This window comes from Arenibacter sp. S6351L (genome assembly GCF_023016025.1).
GTDB lineage: Bacteria > Bacteroidota > Bacteroidia > Flavobacteriales > Flavobacteriaceae > Arenibacter > Arenibacter algicola_B.
The window spans coordinates 107,962-128,099 of the sequence record NZ_JALKBB010000015.1 but is presented as its reverse complement, the minus strand read 5'-3'; the positions used below and the strand labels follow the sequence as shown (position 1 = coordinate 128,099).

Below are 20,138 nucleotides of genomic sequence, written 5' to 3'. Positions count from 1 at the left end.
GGCAATAATACTTTATCAATTACATGTACTACTCCATTACTAGCAGCGATATCAGCTGGTGCTACAGTTGCGTCCACATCGGTTTTATCCTGAATAAAAACTCCACCAGTCAAACTTACCGTTACGGATTCTCCCTGGGCGGTCTCTATCATTTGTTCATTGGACAAATCTCCCGAAAAGGCTGCAGTTCCGGCAACTACGTGATATTTTAAAATCTGTGCCAACAACGCTTTTTCTTCAGTAGTGTCAAAATCGGCCAAGCTGTTGTAATCATCACCCAAAGCATCCAATAGGGCCGCAAAGGCGGTATCGGTAGGTGCGAACACTGTAAAGGGACCATCTGTCTGTAACAGGTCTACCAAACCGGCATCGGCCTGTACAAGAGCTCCAACTAAAAGTGATAAAAAGTCTGTGTCCATTGCCAATTCTACTATGTTCGGCATTGGTTCTGGGTTTAGGGCATCCAAAACTTCCTGAGGGATCAAAACTTTATCTATAACATACACTATACCATTGGAAGCCGAAACATCCGCAGGCCCCACTTTTGCATCCGTATCGGTCGGATCTTGAATATAAACATCGCCGTCAATTCTGATAGTAATTTTTTCACCTTGCAGAGTGGTAAATTCTTGACCATTGGTCAAAGAACCGGAAGTAGCTGCTGCTCCAACTACTACGTGGTACTTCAAAATAGCAGCAAGGATCTCCCTTTTCTCAGGAGTATCGAAGTCGCTTAAACTATCAAATCCATCCAGACTGGCCAATAGCGCAGTAAAAGCACCATTGGTCGGTGCAAAAACCGTAAAGGGACCATTGCCGCTCAATGCTCCTATCAAATCTGAATCTGCGTTTTCATCCGCCTTTGCCAAAGCAGCAACCAAGCTACTTAAAATGTCTGTATCCTGAGCTGTTTCCACAATGGTCTTCAAAGTGGGCTCATCAATTATGTCATTGTCATCGTCATTACTACATGACACAACAAATAACATAGAACTGAATAATGCTAAAAAATAAATGCCAATTCTTTTCATGTCTAATTATTTTAGGTTAATACTTTGACAAATATAAACATTTAATTTCTTTGTCCAACTTTTTTGTATAAATTTTTAGACAAAAACATTTAAAAGCCTCCTCCTCTGAAATATTTGTTTAACTTTACCCTGTAATTTATTAGACAGCAATATGAGCAGATATTCCATGGCGCAGGTAGTTTCACTAACAGGTATCAATTCACATACCCTGAGAAAATGGGAAAGTAGATATGATTTTTTAGTACCGGAAAGAACGGAAACCAACATCCGGTTCTATACGGATGCTCAATTAAAGAAGTTATTAAACATAAGTATCCTAAGAAGTCAAGGTGTGCGTTTATCTACTATAGGCAAGATGACGGACGAAGAAATTAACAAAATGATTGAAGACGCCTTGATCGAGTCTAACCAAGACGCTGATGTGAAGGCCTTGGTATTGAGTATGATTAATTTGGATGAACAGGAATTTGACAACATTATCAAATCCCAGGTATTAAAAAATGGCATTCTAACTACCTTTACCGAGGTAATTTATCCATTTCTACATAAAGTTGGAGTTCTTTGGGGTATCAATAAAATTATGCCGGCACAGGAACATTTTGTTTCCAACCTGATCCGTCAAAAAATATGTTCGTCCATAGATTTACTACCTATTGCACCAAAGAATGCTCCAAAGATAATAATGTTTCTGGCCGAAGGCGAAAATCATGAGATTGGCCTATTATTGGCTCACTTTATTGCCAAACAACTAGGATGGAGGGTTTTTTACCTGGGACAGAATGTGCCCTATGATAATGTAAAGACCATGGCCGAGTTAGTAAACCCCAATTATCTACTAACCTTTTTTGTTACCACAACCCCTTCCGTGGTTGAAGACAAGGTTCTTAGATTATCATCGGAGACCAAAACACCACTTTTGTTCTCTGGAAGTCCAATTAATCTTGAAACTGAAAACAATGATAATATGGTAACCTACCTTAAAAGTCCTAAGGATTTAATTACAGTTTTGGAGGAAGTTATATCATCAGCTCAGGATTAGGATCCTCCCTCAGATCGGTTTAACCAATGTAACAACGATTTTAGCCATACATTAAATAGGTGCATACTACTTCCTCTGATTTAGTTTGCACCCATAAATTTCCGGCCTAAAGCCAATCTAAATATTTCACTTAGGGTTTTAGACCTTCTAGAAGTTGTTTACTGCACACTATCTTTTTTCTTTTCTTCCTCCTTTTTCTTACTAAATAGTCCTCCTATAATTTTTTTAGCTACTTCTTTCTGAGCTTCCTTTTTGGCCGTAGTAGTGGAATCTGTTTTTACGGTAGAATCCGTTTTTTTTGTGGCAGCTCCCAAAAGACCTCCTATGACATCTTGGGTTTTCTCCTGGTTTTCTTTTTTGGTAGAGTCCGTAGCTTTCTGGTTTTTTGCAATAAGATCACCTATAAAATCCTTGGCCTTGTCCTTACCCTTATTGATCAATTTTTGTTTTTCGATCTCCACAAGCTGTGCCGTTAGATTTTTTATGCCAGAAGTAAGGTCTGTAGTAACTGTAGGATTGGTATAACCTCCGCCAATATTGGCAGTAACGGGGATAGTTAAATTTTCCAATGACTTTTCGTCAATCCTTGTTATAATGTTATTAATATCCTTTCCCAAATACTTGGCAGGCACTTCAATAGTAGCCGCATAGTTCAATTTTTGGTCGAAAGTGTGGCTACCGGCTATATTTATGGCAAAATCTTGATATTTAATCGTAAATGGCTTAACCTTTACCACACCGTCCTCGAACGTCAATGCCGTTTTCAAATCCTTTAAATTTAATTTTTCAAGATTCAAAAAACTTAGCTTACTATCCAGTTCACTGAGTAAAGGTGCACTTTTGGCATCAATTTGGTTGGTCATCAACTCGGCCAAAATATTACCGGAAATGGTATTTAAATTGGGAGTAAAATCATCCTTTAAACTTCCTGATATCTGTACATCTGAATTTAAAGTTCCCTGAAGAATCTTAGCTATAGGCGCCAATGTCCTAAACATTTCCAAGGCCTTGAAGGTCTCCGCAATCTTAAAACTTTCCATCCCCAATTTCATGGCAAAGGTAGGTGTAGCATCCTTGGTGGACACCTCACCGTTCAAGGCCAATTTACCATCAAATATAGAAGATGTCATATTGGTCAGAATTGCCTTCTCGTCCTTAATTCGAAGAGTTCCTTTGACATCTTTCAAGGTAAGATTGTCATAAATTACAGTGTTGGCGCTAGCATTTATGGTACAATCCAAAAAGGAAGGTATCTTTATTTTTTCCTCTGTGGATGTCGTTGGAGACCCCTTTTCTCCCCCACTGTTCCCAGTAGTTGTTTCAGCCACCATAAAATCATTAATGGCAAAAGTGTTGGACTTTAGATTGAAGTTGCCCTCGACATTTTCATTGTTGAACATAAATCCCAGTAGGTTATTGATGGTCCCGGAGGCATCAAAATCGGTCTTGCCAGTTGCCCCTTCCAATTTGTTTAGGGTTACCGTGGCCGGATTAAAAGTAACCGAAGTACTTTTTAAAATAATAGGGTTGGGGAATTCATCTGACTTATATTCAAAGTCCTTTAAATTTAGGGTACCGTTGGTCTTCGTATTCTCATACTTCTTTTTTTCTATGGATGCCATATCGAAAGCAGTAGAAATATCGGCATTTAAAATTCCCTTTAAATTTAAATCGGCCGGCACCGGATAAGCTTTGGAGATATTTGCCAAATTCATCTTACCATCTATCTTGGCATTCACCTTGGTATTACCCATAAGGTCACTTATTTTGGCAACCATATTAAATTTGTCCTCGTCTATCATAAAGGATAACTTACGGATATCCACATAGGTATCTTCCGTAATACCAGTATTGTTTGAAATTTCGGTATCTATAAATACGTTTCGGACCGATTTTGGCAAATCAGGATATTTAAAGGAGGCGTTATCAGAATTTATATCGATTTTGAACTGGGGAATGTGATCATCATCCACAATCCCTTTAAATTCACCGGCAACGGTAAAGTTTCCAGTTGTGGACACCTGTGCAATATCCTTGGAATAAGCCTCTGGAATAACTGCCAAAAAGTTTTTAAAGTCGGAAGAAGGCGTTTTAAAGCTAATATTTACCTCCTGGTTGTCCTCATTCAATTTCACAAACCCCTCAAACACCAAGGCCAGTTGATTTACCATGGCCTCATTCTTTAAAAAGGTATACTTGCTTTCCTTTAAATCTACACCTATAAGGGCCTTTAATTGAACCGGGTTCTTGTTCAGATATTGCGTACTATCCATTACAAAAGAAACCAAACCACTGGTCTCTGTGTCGAGTTCAGAATTTTCCAAGGAAAGATCTCCCTTACCGCTATGGTTCATTTCTGTAATGGCAAAGTACATGCCACTGGAAAGGTCATCATATTTTATGGCCGCATTATTAATTGCGTAGGATTCCATGGACAAGGTAAATCCTCCTTCGGAAGAGGATGTATCCGCAGTTACGTCTGGAGAAGTTCCATCATTAATGGCAATATCATAGTTGGCATTTTCCTCCTTATCCACTTTTACATTTAACAACGGACCATCGAGGATTAAACTTTTTATTGCAATGGGCTCATTGGCATCCTTAAAGAGTTCCTTAATAGACATGTCCAAGGTTACCTTATTAGAGGCAAAAAGGGTATCGCCCTCAAAGGGAGCCTTATTTATAAGTGTTATTTTATCCAAGGTAATCGTGGCATTGGGAAAACTTCTGAAAAGAGTTAAATCGGCCTCTGAGAAATCAAAAGTAGCATTAATACTATTATTTACCTTATCCTTGATGATACCCGCAATTTTACCTTTTAAGAAAAACGGGGCGGCAATAAGTAGTAAAATCACTACCAAAAATAAACCACCAACAATCTTTAAAATTTTCTTTTTCATCTGTTACTATTTATAATATTATAAGCAATACAATCAATTTTAGGCCGGACAGGAGCAATTCACCCCTTTTATGAGCAATCTTTTCTTTTACATTTAGGCATATGGTCCAATATTAAATAGAAATTGGCCATAAGATTAAACGTATACCTTTAAATATTGACGCAATTCTACGATATATCACCAAGTAAAATCAAAATTCCCACCTAGTTTAAACAAAATTTAACATCGAAATAAAACACAATTTGAATACTGTCGCCCCAACTAGTTCACCTATATTATAATTAAAATATTAGCCTACTCGATTAGAACAGCAAAAAGCAAGTTTTATTATGCCTCAAGATCAATTTCCTGGTTTACTTTCAAATTAAACCGCCTTCTAAATAGATATACGAAAAAATACAGAAAAGGGGTGTCGAAGAAGGCCACAATTACCTTAAAAATAAAACCACTGACAACGAGTCCGTAGAACATGGACCATGGCAACACTTCAAATACACACAGAAGGCCCACTACCGTAAAGGTATCTATGAATTGGGAAAGAAAAGTAGAAAAATTATTACGTAGCCAAAGATGTTTCCCGTTGGTCAATTTTTTCCAGAAATGATAAATACCTATATCTATGTACTGAGCAAAAAGATAGGCCAACATTGATGCAAGAACGGCAATTGGAGATAATGCAAAAACATGGCTAAACACCTCATCACTAACTGGCGAATTCGGCAATGCAGGGACCAAGTTGGCCAGCAATACAATCCCCATGGAAAAAAAGGATGCAAAAATTCCCGCAGTAACAATTTGGTTTGCCTTTTTTCTGCCATAAATTTCCGAAATAAGGTCCGTAATCAAAAAGGTAAGGGGATAGGGCAAAATACCCACCGAGATTTCAAATAACGAAGCTCCTAAAACCGAAACATCCCCAAAAGGCCTCCAATAAAAAAACTTTTGAAAAATTAGATTGGAAACAACCAAGGAGGTAATGAACAAAGCTCCCAAATAGAGGTAAATCCTAAAAGCCAACTTCTTATCCTCTTCCTTTAAGACCGATTTCCCCATATAAAATTAAAAATTTTAACATATTATAATTTAATCCCAATTAAAGCGTTCCTACAATTTGGCCCTTGAAAAAACCAAATTTACGAGAACAGGGGTCGATTAACAATAAAAAAGAAATAAACTAAATTTTTAAGCATGAACAAAAGCATTTTAACAGCATTCATTATTTTAATTGCCGCAACGGTACAGGGCCAATCTTACATTGGTTTTGGAACTGACAATTACAATGGGGTGCACGGCCTAATTTCCAATCCCGCGAATATTGTTGATTCCAGGTTTAAAACGGACATTAACCTTATTGGGGTTAGCGGACTCATTGGAAACGACTATTATGGTGCAAAATTCGGGGACATTATTAAAGACGATTTTGATTTTGATGATGATGGAACAAAATCCCCAAAAAATGCAAATAATGCTTATGGCAATGTTGATATCTTGGGACCATCATTTATGTTCAACATTAATTCCAGGAACTCATTGGCAGTTTTCACCAGGGGAAGGGTATTTTTTAATGTAAACGATATTAATGGAGATACCTATGACAATATTTCCAATGAGTTCGACGAAAATGAAGATTTCAATGTAAACGAAGGCGACTATCAGATGAGCGCCAATGCCTGGGCAGAAACAGGAATCACCTATGCCACAGTGCTAATGAACGAGGAACAACATTTTCTTAAGGGAGGTATCTCCTTAAAATACCTAATGGGATATGGCAACGCCTATTCCAGTGGAAAGAATATAATTATAGATTATGATGCAGATGGTTCCGGAACCACAGGAAGCATTGATTCCCAAGGTGAAATATCCTATGGCAACAGTGACAACATTACGAACGATTTTGAAGACTACGAATTTGTCAAGAGTGCGGACGGCTTTGGAGTAGACCTAGGTTTCATTTACGAATGGAGGCCCAATTTTGCAGACTATACAGTAACTGACAAGGATGGCAATCCCTACGCTCCAAAGGACATCAACAAATACAAATTGAAATTTGGCCTATCCTTAACGGACTTGGGTAGCCTTAAATATAAAGGGAGCGAAGAGGCCTATGACATTACCAATTCTATTAGCGAAGACGATTTTGATAACGAAGAAGGTTTTGAGGACAAGTTGAACAACCTTTACACACAAATCAGGTCTGGAAACGCATCAAAAGCAGTTTTACCTACAGCCTTGCATCTAAATGCTGATTGGAACATAAACAATCACTTTTATATGAATCTAAATACCGATTTATCAATAACTTCAAAAAGCAATACCAATACCAATAGTATTGCCAATATTGTATCTCTTACCCCTAGGTTCGAAAGCAAATGGTTTAGTTTTTATTCTCCCGTTAGCTATGTACAAAACTTAGGTGTCCAGTGGGGAGCTGGCCTTAGGGCAGGGCCACTGTATATTGGTTCTGGTTCCATTTTAACAGTTTTGACCAGTGACAACTCCAAAGGTGCGGATGTTTATGCCGGATTAAAAATTCCTATTTACCAATCCAGACCAAAAGATAAGGACGAGGACGGTGTGTTGGATAAGGTTGATGGATGTCCAGAGGTTCCCGGACCTGTGGAAAACAATGGTTGTCCCTGGAAAGATACGGATGGCGACCAAGTGTTGGACAAAGATGACAACTGTCCTGAGGAAGCAGGACCTGTAGAAAACAAAGGATGTCCTTGGGAAGATACCGACAATGATGGTGTATTGGATAAGGACGACAATTGTCCTGAAGAAGCGGGTGTTTTGGAAAACAACGGATGCCCTTGGCCCGATACGGACGGTGACGGTGTATTGGACAAGGATGACAATTGCCCTGATGTAGCTGGAACGGTTGCCAACAACGGATGTCCAGAAGTTACCGAGGAGGTTCAAAAAACTCTAAACGAGTATGCCAAGACTATTTTGTTCAACTCTGGCAAGTCCACCATTAAAATAGAATCTACCAATGTCCTAGTAGATATTATAAAGATCCTTAACGAATACCCTAATGCAAAATTTAGCATTGAAGGGCATACGGACAGTATCGGAAGTGTACCACTTAATCAAAAGCTATCGGAGGAAAGGGCACTTGCCGTTAAGAATTTCTTAATTGAAAAGGGTATCAACAGCTCTAGATTGACTTCCATTGGATATGGAGAAAGCAAACCTATAGCCACCAACATGTACAAAGCAGGGCGTGCAGAAAACAGACGGGTAGAAATAAACTTGGTGAAAAACTAATAAATAATTAAACCCAAATAGAGTAAGGCCGTTCCACAAATAGTGGGACGGCCTTTTTATTATAGCAATTTCAAGGCTTAAATGCGAAACCTAGGTTTCTAAAACTAAAACTCCCTACCCCTATCCTCTATTATCCTGTATTTTGTGGTAAAAAAATCATCGGTAACTTTATTAAATTCATCTGTATGGGTCACCAATGTATAATGCCCGGAATTGGGCAAAATCCACAAATATGAATTAGGAATATTGTGAAATATCTTTAAGGTATGATCTGGATTAATAACATCGTGATCTCCTCCGATAACCAATGTAGGTGCGGTTATATTATGTAGTTGCTCCACTGTTATATTGGGCTGTTCCACCAATAGCTTTATATACTTATAAACTATGGAATCCAGTGGAGTTTTAGCATCTTTTGTACTAAACATTTTCTCAAACATATTATAGGTCTTGGCAACCCTTTTCAATACATCCGGTGAAACTGCCGTAGAATCCGGTTGCAGGTTGGCTCCTGTTACAGCCAATTTTTTTACTTTTTCGGGGTGTCTTATCGCCAATAGCAAACCATTTACACCTCCGTCACTCCATCCCAAAACGTAAGCGGAATCAATTTTCATTTGCGAAAGTAGGGCGGCGTAATCATCTGCCATCATTTCATAGGAAAGGGAATCCAACTTATCTACAGATTGACCGTGATTTCTGCTATCGGCGACAATAACCTTATACTTTTTTGAAAAGAAGGGTATTTGTTTAACAAAAGCACTGATACTTGCTCCGTTGCCGTGAATTAAAAGCAATGGATGCCCTTCACCATAAGTTTCGCAATACATTTTAAAGCCCCGGATGTCATAATATTTTCCGGTATCCGGATTGTTGCCATAATTACTGTTAATTGTTAAACTGTCATATTCCTTCTTAATTTCATCCAATGATTTCTGTCCTAAGGAAACAAAACTGGAACATAAAAAAAATATACACATCAAAGTTGTTTTAGTCATCGCACCTAATGATTTAATTTGTGTTAAACCTAAAGAACATAATCTCTTTCCGAAATCGCATAAAGATGTGATTTTGGTCGAACAACAAAATTTAAAATAATGCTTTGGATGATGATTACAGAGAAGGGTTATCCAGCGAATTGAAAAATCTCAAACTATAGGGAAAAAGTAACGATAATAGTTCTTAAGACAGAAGACATCAATACATTTTATAATCAAAAAAAAGACCGTCCAAATGTTTTTGAACGGTCTTTTGGGCTCAATCCTTTTTTGGATTAAATTTTTTCTATTTGATATTCAAGGTAAAAGGCATTCTGGCCTGAACCCCTTTATTTTCCATCGCGGATTTTATCTCCTTTAAAATGGCATATGCCTCTGCACCGATTTCTTCTTTTATAATGCTTTCCTTGCTTTTGGTTGTGGCACCTCCCAAATCTTCCATTAACTTCTCAAAATCCGATTTGTACTTAGGAAGTTTTCTTATTCCATAGTTGTCCAAATCCACCATTTTAGCAGCCGCTGCAATAGCCTCATCCAGTCCGCCCAATTCGTCTACCAGTCCCAAACGCTTGGCATCTACCCCACTCCATACCCTACCTTGGGCAACACTATCGGCCTGTGCCATGGTAATTCCACGGCCCTGGGCCACCTTCTCCAAAAATGTTTCATAAGTGGCCTCGATCCCCTCCAGAACATTGCTCCTATAATTATCGCCCATAGGTTCAAAAAGTGAATAGTCCACCGAATTTTTATTGGTCCCCACCTGTTCTGCATTGACACCTATATTTTCGGCCAGTTCACTTATATTGGGAATAGTTCCAAAAACTCCGATAGACCCCGTAATGGTAGTAGGTTCTGCGAAAATCTTATCGGCTCCCGCCGCAATGTAATAACCTCCCGAAGCAGCAACATCGCCCATGGAAACCACCACTGGTTTGGATTGCTTGGTAACTTCGATCTCGCGCCAAATAATATCGGAGGCCAATGCACTACCGCCAGGGGAATTTACCCTCAACACTATTGCCTTTACATCCTCATCTTCCCTAGCTTTTTTTAGGGCGTCATTAATAATTCCTTGACCAATTACATCGGAGCCACCTTCCCCGTACCAGATTTCACCTTGGGCATAGATTACCGCAATTTTATTCTTGCCACTATTGATTCTTATCTTGCCGGCTGTTCGTATATAATCGGATATAGGAACATAGTTGATATCTTCTGCCGTCTCTACCCCCATCTTTTCCTTAATCATGCTTTCATATTCATCAAAATATACCACCTCATCGATCAACCCTGATAAAGCTGCGTATTTTGAGGTCCGGGTACCCAAGGTATCCGCTATATGGTTCAAATCCTCAACGGAGATTTCCCTACTTTCCGAAATGTTGGTAAGCATGGATTGCCATAAAGCATCCAACAGCTCCTTGATCTGTGTCCTATTGGCCTCACTCATTTCGTTGGCCAAAAAAGGCTCTACCGCACTCTTATACTTCCCATGCCGAATGACCTCCATTTTAATACCAGACTTTTCCTGTAGATCCTTAAAAAACAATACCTCGGTAGACAATCCTTTAAAGTCCAAGGCACCAACTGGATTAAGGTATACCTCATTGGCCACACTTGCCAAATAATAATCCTTCTGCGTATAAAAGTCCCCATAGGCATATATAAACTTCCCACTTTCACCAAAATCGGTCAAGGCATCCCGAATGGCCTGTGTTTGGGACAAACCGGCCATAAGCACATTATTGTTTAAGCTAATCCCTTTAATTTTATTGTCTTCCTTGGCAACTCGAATGGCATGCAATATATCGTCCAATCCTTGGCTTACATTGAAAAGTCCGGCAAAGGGATTGGATTCGTCCATTCCCACATAATCATTGATCGGGGTCTGCAATTGAATTTCCAAAACTGAATTATCCTTGACCACTACGGTATCCTCACCTTGACCGATGAGGGCCGCTAAAACAAGAAACATGACAAACATGATTGCAAAAGCGATGAGACATCCTATAATTGCAGCTAATAAATTTCTTAAAAAGTTCATTCCTGGTATGTATTGCTAATAACTTGCAAAGATAACCAATGTAGCACTGTTGCAATTATAAATGTTGAATTTTATACCCAATAACCACCTTATCCGTAATTTAAGAAAGCCCATTAAAAATTGGCCCTGTTTTTGGTATTTCCCTTTATGAAGTTAATTACTTTTGTTTACTTTGCTCGCCTATTATGAACAAGACCGCAACAACATATCTTTCACTTGGAAGCAATCTTGGGGACAAACTCAACCATTTGCAGGAGGTGGTATTTTTAATCCAAGCCGGTGTGGGCGAAGTGGTAAAAACATCCCCAGTATATGAAACGCCAGCATGGGGTTTTGAAGGTGACAATTTCTTCAATGCGTGCATTACAGTAGAAACCACACTTACCCCTTCCGCTCTTTTGGAGAAATTACTGGAAATAGAAACAAAGTTGGGCAGGGAGAGGAATAAAGGGACAGGCTACTCTTCCAGGACCGTAGATATTGATATACTATATTTTGATAAGGAAATAATAAATACCGATTTACTGACCATTCCCCACCCCAACCTACAACTGAGACGGTTTGTACTTAGACCATTGGCGGACATAGCTCCGCAGTTCTATCATCCAATTCTAAATAAGGATACCAGAAACCTATTACAGGAATGTAAGGATAAAAGCAATATTACCAAAACGCCCCATAAGCTTTATACGAACAGATCACAGCTTTTCTCCCAATTGGAATATATTGCCATTGAAGGTAATATTGGTGCGGGAAAAACAACCTTGGCCCATAAGATTGGACAGGATTTTAATGCAAAATTGGTCATGGAACGATTTGCGGACAACCCTTTCCTGCCCAAGTTTTATGAAGATCAGGGTAGGTTTGCCTTTCCCTTGGAAATGTCCTTTCTTGCCGATCGGTATCAGCAATTTATGGACGATACTTCCCAGTTTGATCTGTTCAAGAACTTTATGGTAAGCGACTACGACATCAACAAATCCCTAATTTTCGCCAAGGTCACCCTTCAGGAAGAGGAATTTAAACTGTACAGAAAGCTCTTTAACCTAATGTACAAAGAGATAAAAAAGCCGAAAATATACATTTACCTGTACCAAAACACGGAACGACTACTACAGAATATAAAGCAAAGGGGAAGGGAGTACGAACAGAATATAGCGCCAGAATATTTGGAGCAGCTAAACCGAGGGTATTTTGATTATATAAGGAGTTTTCCCGAGCAAAATAATCTAGTTTTGGATATTAGTGAATTGGATTTTGTGGCAAACCCGGCCGATTACGAAGTGATTCTGGACCAAATCCAGAAATATGCGGTAAAACTCTCATTTTAAGATAATTTTCACATATTATTTGCACAGGACAAATCAATTTATTTACTTGCGCCTCCATTAAACTGGTTTTGAGCCGAATGAACATCAAAAAATTCGACAAAAAACTTTAAGGTTTTAAACTAACTAACTCAAACTATATATTGCCAAACCCAGCCAATCGGTTGGGTTTTTGGTTTTAAACAAGTTCCTCTTTTAATTGATTTCACCCTTTCATTTTAGCCCAGAGGTCCCAAACCACGACGCCCACACTAACCGAAATATTAAGGGAATGTTTTGTACCGTACTGCGGAATTTCCAAGACCAGATCGCTACCTGAGACTACTTCTTGGGAAACCCCCTTTACCTCGTTGCCAAAAATTAGGGCATACTTTTTATTTTCTTCTACCTTAAAGTCGTTCAACATAACTGCATTCTCAGCTTGTTCCACAGAAAGTGAGGTATAGCCCTCTGCCCTTAATTCCTTCAAAAGTTCCAAGGTACTCTCCCTATATTCCCAAGCAACACTATCCGTAGCCCCTAATGCAGTTTTATGTATTTCCTTGTGTGGCGGGGTTGCGGTAATTCCACACAGGTATATCTTTTCGATCAAAAAGGCATCGGCCGTTCTAAATACCGACCCAATATTGTTCAAGCTCCGCACATTGTCCAACACAATACAAATCGGCGTTTTTTCCACCTGTTTAAACTCGTCTATATTAAGTCGGTCCAATTCGCTATTCTCCAGTTTTCGCATGTAATCCAATTTTAATTTTCACTCTTTCCCCAACTTTCCCTAGGACATTACCTAGCCCAAAACGACATAAAGTTATCCCCAAAATATCAACAATAGTGTACATTCCAGTAGATAAACCTTACATTCGTTGTTTAGGAAAGGAATGCAAAAATAAGTTAATAAAATCGCTTTTGGCAGACTCGGGAAAAACAAAAAAGGTAACCCCTTTAATGAAGCAGTACAATACCATTAAGGTGAAATATCCTGATGCCCTATTATTGTTCCGTGTTGGGGATTTTTATGAGACTTTTGGGGAAGATGCCGTAAAGGCTTCAAAAATACTGGGCATTATTCTTACCCATCGGAACAATGGTGGTGACAGAACAGAACTTGCCGGTTTTCCGCACCATTCCCTAAATACCTATTTACCAAAACTGGTAAAAGCGGGTCAACGGGTAGCCATATGCGACCAGTTGGAAGACCCGAAACTTACCAAGACCATAGTAAAAAGGGGCGTTACGGAATTGGTTACCCCTGGGGTGGCCATGAACGACGATATCCTTTCGGCCAAGACCAACAATTTTTTATGTGCGGTTCATTTTGGACGAAAAAGATTGGGGATATCCTTTGTGGATATATCCACTGGCGAATTTTTAACTTCGGAAGGCAATGAGGAACAGATAGACAAATTGCTCCAAAATTTCTCTCCGAACGAGGTATTGGTGTCAAAAGCTAATAAAAAGGATTTTTTGGAGGTCTTTGGCAAAAACTTCCATACCTTTTTTACAGAAGATTGGATCTTCCAGGACGATTATGCCCTGGAGACACTCACCAATCATTTTAAAACAAAAAGCTTAAAAGGTTTTGGAGTAGACCATTTGGCCCATGGTATAGTAGCAGCCGGGGTTGTACTACATTACCTTTCAGACACACAGCATAGGCAATTACAGCATATCAACACCCTTCAGCGCATTGCAGAAGAGGAACATATTTGGATGGACCGGTTTACTATAAGAAACCTGGAACTTTACCATTCCAACAATCAAAATGCGGTTACCCTTTTAGACGTCATAGACAAGACCATTTCGCCCATGGGCGGTAGAATGTTGAAAAGATGGTTGGCGCTTCCTTTGAAGAATATCGAAAAAATACGAAGAAGACATCAGGTAATTACCCATTTAACCGAAAACGAAGCCGCCCATCATAAATTACAAAGCGGCATAAAATTAATCGGCGATCTGGAAAGATTAATTTCCAAGGTAGCCACGGGAAAAATAAATCCGAAGGAAGTTGTACAGCTTAAAAATTCCTTGGAGGCCATTGTCCCCATAAAGCAGATCACCACCAAAAGCAAGAACGAAGCCCTTAACCTTATTGGGGATCAATTGCACACCTGCGATATGCTGAGAAGCAAGATCAAAGAAATGGTCAGCGAGGAAGCACCGGTAAATATGCTGAAAGGCAGTACCATTGCCAAGGGCTATTCCCCAGAATTAGACGAACTTAGGGGACTGGCCTTTTCCGGCAAGGACTATCTGGATAAGATGTTGGAAAGAGAAACCCAACGCACGGGTATTAGTTCCCTGAAAATAGCCTCCAACAATGTCTTTGGTTACTATATAGAAGTTCGCAACACCCATAAGGATAAAGTGCCCGAGGACTGGATCCGAAAGCAGACCTTGGTCAATGCCGAACGATATATTACCGAAGAGCTCAAGGAATACGAAGCCAAAATATTAGGGGCAGAAGAGCGCATTCTAAGTTTGGAGCAGCAGTTGTTTTCACAGTTGGTGGTCTGGATGCAGGAATACATAGCCCCTGTACAAAACAATGCCTTTCAGATTGCGCAGTTGGACTGCCTCTGTGGCTTTACCCAATTGGCCAAGGAAAACAATTATGTTTCCCCGGACATGGACGATTCCACCGAACTATCCATCATTGGAGGCAGGCATCCCGTCATTGAAAGGCAATTGCCTTTGGGCGAAGCCTACATATCCAATGATGTTACCTTAAATAGGGATGAGCAACAGATCATTATGATCACCGGCCCCAACATGAGTGGTAAATCGGCCATATTAAGACAAACAGCCCTCATTGTGTTGTTGGCCCAGATGGGAAGTTTTGTACCGGCCGATACTGCCAAAATTGGTTATGTGGACAAAATATTTACACGGGTTGGTGCCAGTGATAATATCTCTATGGGAGAATCTACCTTTATGGTGGAAATGAACGAAACCGCTTCCATTCTAAACAACCTATCTGAACGCAGTTTGGTACTTTTGGATGAAATAGGCAGGGGCACCAGCACATATGACGGCATTTCCATTGCTTGGGCCATTTCGGAATATCTACATGAGCATCCCGCCAAAGCGAAAACATTATTTGCCACGCATTATCACGAGCTCAATGAAATGACCTCCACATTTACACGTATAAAGAACTACAATGTCTCGGTGAAAGAACTAAAGGACAATGTGCTCTTTTTACGAAAACTTACCCCGGGCGGCAGTGAGCACAGTTTCGGTATACACGTGGCCAAAATGGCCGGTATGCCGCAACAGGTAATCCACAAAGCCAATAAAATCCTTAAGAAACTGGAAAAATCACATTCCAGCGAAGAGCTTTCCGATAAACTGCAATTGGTCCAAAATGAAATGCAACTAAGCTTTTTTAATTTGGACGATCCTCTATTGGAACAGATTAAAGAAGAAATCACCCATCTGGATATCAACACCTTAACCCCTGTGGAAGCTTTGATGAAACTTAATGAAATTAAGCGTTTGCTCACTAAAAAGAAAAATGCTTAGGGGATGTACCGGGGAGCCATTTGGTCTATAAATCCCATCTAATATATTCACCTTGGGCGTATTATAATTATTTTGATTCTTTTTAGTGAAAAGTTCTTTGCTTTTTATAGAATTATATTAAATTTGCTCCCGCATCTGAAAAGGATGCTACGTTCATTTTTAAATTGCGAAAATAGCTCAGTTGGTAGAGCGCCACCTTGCCAAGGTGGAGGTCGCGGGTTCGAATCCCGTTTTTCGCTCCATTGTAAAATCTCTACTGCTCTGAGCAGTTAGGCTCGAGTGGTGGAATTGGTAGACACGTTGGACTTAAAATCCAATGGACATTAGTCCGTGCGGGTTCAAGTCCCGCCTCGAGTACAAAGGAAAAGCCAGCTTTTTTAGAGCTGGCTTTTTTTATTCAGGTACAACATAGGTACAACAATTTATTTTTTTGGATTTTCATGTTGCAACTTGAACTTTTTGATATCAAACATGTTCAATTGATTTCATTTTAATGTGAAGGTTTTATCAATACCCAGCACTAAAATCAATTCAGATCTCAAAAATTCATTATTTAACCAGGTTTATTCCAAAGTTTTCTTTGTAAACGGACACATTAGAGCCTCTTTTAATCATGTTAGAGGTAAAAATATCGGATTGAATTATATCTACATTACCCTCAAAAAGGCTTTTGAGATCGAACAGACAGGTATAAGTAGGCAGCACCCAATAAATGCGCGGCTCCACATCAGTTAATATTAGAACATTATAGGTAGATCAATTCTGCACCAATAAAATTTTTACGAACATTTCAATATTCCCAATACCGGATGTTCGAAACATGCCAATTCAGAAACATATTTCATTAAAACCAGGAAGGTACTTTATAAAAAATGGCATTCACTCTGGCATCCCAAGAAATATACCCTTGTTATGTTCAACAGTAGGGTGTTGAATTTTATCGACCTTATTAAAATCCGTATCAGGGTTATAATTAATGTCTACAAATTTCGTGGCCACAGCTAAGGATTTAGGTTTTCTAGTTTTCGCTTTATATTGTTTCCTTTATTGGCAATTTGACATTCATAATATTGCGATAATCCCCCCATAAAGCTCATCATTATGTCATCAATTCAAAAGCAGTTAACCCATTTAGTTTGTTTAGGCCATTTATATTAGAACTATCTACCAATTTTTGCCAACATGATTTTACACAAGGCATATTGGCACAAACTGTTTAAAGATCGTAAATATTTCATGCACTTTAATTATAAAATAAACAATATGTGCCAAATTTTTTAGCTAAAAAAATGAATTGCTGCACGGATTACTATATCAGGAAAAATCATACGTTTCAACACCTAACAGCAAATAAATAAAATTTCGATACCCTATTTAATGACCCATCCCTCCAAAAAATAATAAAACTAATTCCTTTACCAGGTTTAAACCTGCCAGTACATCTTTATTTAACATTCGTTTATCTAAATCACCTGCTAAAAGGGATATCCACAAGATATTGCCTTACAATGATTACGAATCAGAAATTTTGTTGCTATCGGCAAATACAATTAACTCCATCAATTGATAAATTGATAAAAAAACTAATTAAATAATGATATGTAAGAAATTTTGTTTTTTATTATTATTATTTGTTAATTTGTTCGAGTTGATATAAAATAGCTATGTATTATGAAAAAATTAAAAATCGAATCCAAACCTAATAGTTTAATTGTTGAATTAAAAAACTATATAGACCACTTCAAGACTACAGCGGATAGATGGAGGTTTAGCCCACCTAATGTCCTATTTATTTTTGTAGCCTCTTTGTGGATCACCACGTTTTCGGGTTATTCCAATGACCTTAGTGGCTTAGGATATAGTCTTATACCCGCTCCACAGAAAACCCTACTCACAGGGCAAAGTGTTTTTATAGACCAAAGCTGGGGCATCAACACCTCTTTAGATGAACAAGGCATTACACTAAAAAGACTTCGGTTAGGAGCTGGAGAACTCCATCAACTTAATTTCAACGAAACCGGTACGGGAAAGATAATTTTAAAGTTAGTTTCGGAACCCATTATGGAAAATTTGGACTCCGAACAAGCTAAACAGGCATACCGAATAGAGATAGAACCGAACATTGTTCGTATTTCAGGAAATACGGAATGGGGTTTGTTCTATGGTGTTCAAAGTTTACTTCAACTTCTACGCCCAACTTCTAATGGCAGCTTTAAATTACCTGAAGGCACTATAACTGACTGGCCTAGTTTAAATCTTAGAGTGATCCATTGGGACACCAAACATCACCAGGATCATATTGAAACATTAAAGCGTTACATTGATTGGGCCGCCTTTTTTAAAGTAAATGCCATAGCCTTTGAAATGGAAGACAAGTACGAGTATCCCAGTCATCCAATCATAGGAGCCCCCGGAGCTTTTACAAAATCTGAAATGCACGAATTGACTTCTTATGCTCTAGAACGTTATATCCAATTAATACCCAATGTTCAGGCACCTTCACATATGACTTTCGTACTAAAACATAAAGAATTTGAGCATCTTCAGTCGGATGAAAGTAATTATCATATTTGCATGTGTGATGAAGAAGCAATGCAATTGATTTTTGATATGTACCAAGACATGATCGATGCAACACCGGGCGTGAAATATTTTTTCGCATCAACGGATGAGGTATATTACGCAGGAATTTGTGGTAAATGTAAGGATGAATATAATGAAATAAATCGAAGCCAGATTTGGGTAGATTATGTAAATCGAGTACACAAATGGATGAAAGAGCGAGATAGAGAAGTAATAGCCTGGGTGGAGTACCCTTTGTTAACCGAGCATATTACCCAATTGCCATCTGGGTTAATTGACGGTATCATGACCCCTAATCGAGATGCTGCCTGGATAGAAAATCAAAATAAAGCTGGTATAAAACAACTCTCCTATAGCTCAATGCAGGGAGCGGAACATCTTTTTCCGAATTATTTTCCTACTGAATATAAGAATAATAAAATAAAGGGGAGATTAATTGATGCCTCCAATGATATTCCTAGAGTATTGGCCAAAGGAGCAAAGCTAACTGGAACTTTTGCGGCGGCATGGGACGATGCAGGTCTTCACAACGAAACATTTTGGCTTGGCTGGGCAATTGTAACTCAATATGGGTGGTCTAATGGCAAACCGACCATCGAGCAAAGTATAACTGATTTCATGAATATATATTATGGTTATAATAGTCCCGAAATGATCGAAAGCTATCGCCTCCTTCAAGAGGGTGCAAGGTTTTATGAAGACTTATGGGATCAGGTTACCCCTTCTAAGGAGAGAAATATACGTTACGGAAGTTCCTATGGAAAGGGAATAGGTGGAGCCTACCCTGACCCTACTCTTGAAATGCCAAGTCTTCCTTCAGTGGACAACGTTAGCATAGAACCTATTTTTAGATTAAAATATGGGGAAAAACTACAAAGAGCATTAAAGATGTCCCAGAAAAATGCCAGGTTAATCGATCTACTTTCATATAGTCTTTTTAGAGTAGAGCGCAACCAATATAATATAGAGGTCCTACTCTCCATTGCATATCTTCAACGATACACGATAAACACAGCATTAAACCTTGCAAAAGTCGAGGATTATTTAATTCAAGCAGGAAAGACCGGTGATTCCCAAAAGGCTGTGAGCTTCATGATTGAGGCACACGGATTGGTCGGAGAAATAATACAGGAGGAAAAAAATATGTGGAGTGATTTTACGGATGTTTGGTACAAAACTAGATTTAAGGAAGGTAGAAGTGTTGATGGGAGAAATTTTGTACATGTTTACGATGATGTTAAGGACCATTTTGCAGATCGCAGGCTTGGCTTAGAGTATATGTTGGCCCCATTTGAACGAATGAAAATTGAAGAATGGCAAAATAAATTAGGCCACATCATTGAAAATTATGCCAAAATAAACAAGGTAAGCCTTAAAGGACTGACTATTAAAAGATTGGAAGATTAAACTAATTTTTGAATTT

11 protein-coding genes and 2 tRNA genes are annotated in these 20,138 nt (G+C 38.8%); 7 read left to right on the top strand and 6 right to left on the bottom strand.

All coding sequences use genetic code 11. From position 1 onward, the window contains the following. A partial coding sequence (locus MWU82_RS13555) for a fasciclin domain-containing protein (RefSeq protein ID WP_247096781.1) occupies nucleotides 1–1,031 on the bottom strand: 1,031 nt, incomplete at its 3' end. 151 nt (nucleotides 1,032–1,182) lie between these two features. Between MWU82_RS13555 and MWU82_RS13550 the strand changes: the two genes are divergently transcribed. Then, on the top strand, nucleotides 1,183–2,070 hold the full coding sequence (locus MWU82_RS13550) for a MerR family transcriptional regulator (RefSeq protein ID WP_247096780.1): 888 nt from the start codon (nucleotides 1,183–1,185) through the stop codon (nucleotides 2,068–2,070). A 158-nt stretch (nucleotides 2,071–2,228) separates the two neighbouring features. On the opposite strand, the gene MWU82_RS13545 is transcribed toward MWU82_RS13550, so the two are convergent. Continuing rightward, nucleotides 2,229–4,970, bottom strand: a complete 2,742-nt coding sequence (locus MWU82_RS13545; protein ID WP_247096779.1) for an AsmA family protein — start codon at nucleotides 4,968–4,970, stop codon at nucleotides 2,229–2,231. A gap of 327 nt (nucleotides 4,971–5,297) precedes the next feature. After that, complete coding sequence (locus MWU82_RS13540) at nucleotides 5,298–6,023, bottom strand: queuosine precursor transporter (protein ID WP_247096778.1); 726 nt, start codon at nucleotides 6,021–6,023, stop codon at nucleotides 5,298–5,300. A 135-nt stretch (nucleotides 6,024–6,158) separates the two neighbouring features. Between MWU82_RS13540 and MWU82_RS13535 the strand changes: the two genes are divergently transcribed. Next, nucleotides 6,159–8,237 carry a DUF5723 family protein gene (locus MWU82_RS13535; protein WP_247096777.1) on the top strand — a complete coding sequence of 693 codons (2,079 nt, stop codon included), beginning with the start codon at nucleotides 6,159–6,161 and terminating at the stop codon, nucleotides 8,235–8,237. Between the two features lie 104 nt (nucleotides 8,238–8,341). Here MWU82_RS13535 and MWU82_RS13530 read toward each other — a convergent pair whose 3' ends face one another. Together MWU82_RS13530 and sppA are read right to left on the bottom strand one after the other, a co-directional pair. After that, a complete protein-coding gene (locus tag MWU82_RS13530; protein WP_247096776.1) occupies nucleotides 8,342–9,217 on the bottom strand; it encodes an alpha/beta hydrolase in 876 nt (291 codons plus the stop codon). Nucleotides 9,218–9,521: 304 nt separating this feature from the next. Further along, the gene (gene sppA, locus MWU82_RS13525; RefSeq protein WP_247096775.1) at nucleotides 9,522–11,282 is read right to left on the bottom strand and encodes a signal peptide peptidase SppA; all 1,761 of its coding nucleotides are present in this window, start codon (nucleotides 11,280–11,282) and stop codon (nucleotides 9,522–9,524) included. Nucleotides 11,283–11,467: 185 nt separating this feature from the next. Here sppA and folK point away from each other — a divergent pair, with 185 nt between their 5' ends. After that, entirely contained in the window at nucleotides 11,468–12,613 is a 1,146-nt protein-coding gene (gene folK / locus MWU82_RS13520; RefSeq protein WP_247096774.1) for a 2-amino-4-hydroxy-6-hydroxymethyldihydropteridine diphosphokinase, read from the top strand. A gap of 202 nt (nucleotides 12,614–12,815) precedes the next feature. On the opposite strand, the gene MWU82_RS13515 is transcribed toward folK, so the two are convergent. Then, nucleotides 12,816–13,346 carry an RNA methyltransferase gene (locus tag MWU82_RS13515; protein WP_247096773.1) on the bottom strand — a complete coding sequence of 177 codons (531 nt, stop codon included), beginning with the start codon at nucleotides 13,344–13,346 and terminating at the stop codon, nucleotides 12,816–12,818. 209 nt (nucleotides 13,347–13,555) lie between these two features. On the opposite strand from MWU82_RS13515, the gene mutS reads away from it, so the two are divergent. The 4 genes from mutS (at nucleotide 13,556) to MWU82_RS13495 (ending at nucleotide 20,122) form a co-directional block, all read left to right on the top strand. Beyond that, nucleotides 13,556–16,132: a DNA mismatch repair protein MutS gene (mutS, locus tag MWU82_RS13510; protein WP_247096772.1), complete on the top strand. Its 2,577-nt coding sequence runs from the start codon at nucleotides 13,556–13,558 to the stop codon at nucleotides 16,130–16,132. A gap of 166 nt (nucleotides 16,133–16,298) precedes the next feature. Further along, nucleotides 16,299–16,374, top strand: a tRNA-Gly gene (locus MWU82_RS13505). Between the two features lie 31 nt (nucleotides 16,375–16,405). Further along, nucleotides 16,406–16,489, top strand: a tRNA-Leu gene (locus tag MWU82_RS13500). A 1,314-nt stretch (nucleotides 16,490–17,803) separates the two neighbouring features. Next, on the top strand, nucleotides 17,804–20,122 hold the full coding sequence (locus MWU82_RS13495; RefSeq protein WP_247096771.1) for a glycoside hydrolase family 20 zincin-like fold domain-containing protein: 2,319 nt from the start codon (nucleotides 17,804–17,806) through the stop codon (nucleotides 20,120–20,122). The last annotated feature ends 16 nt before the right edge of the window (nucleotides 20,123–20,138 follow it).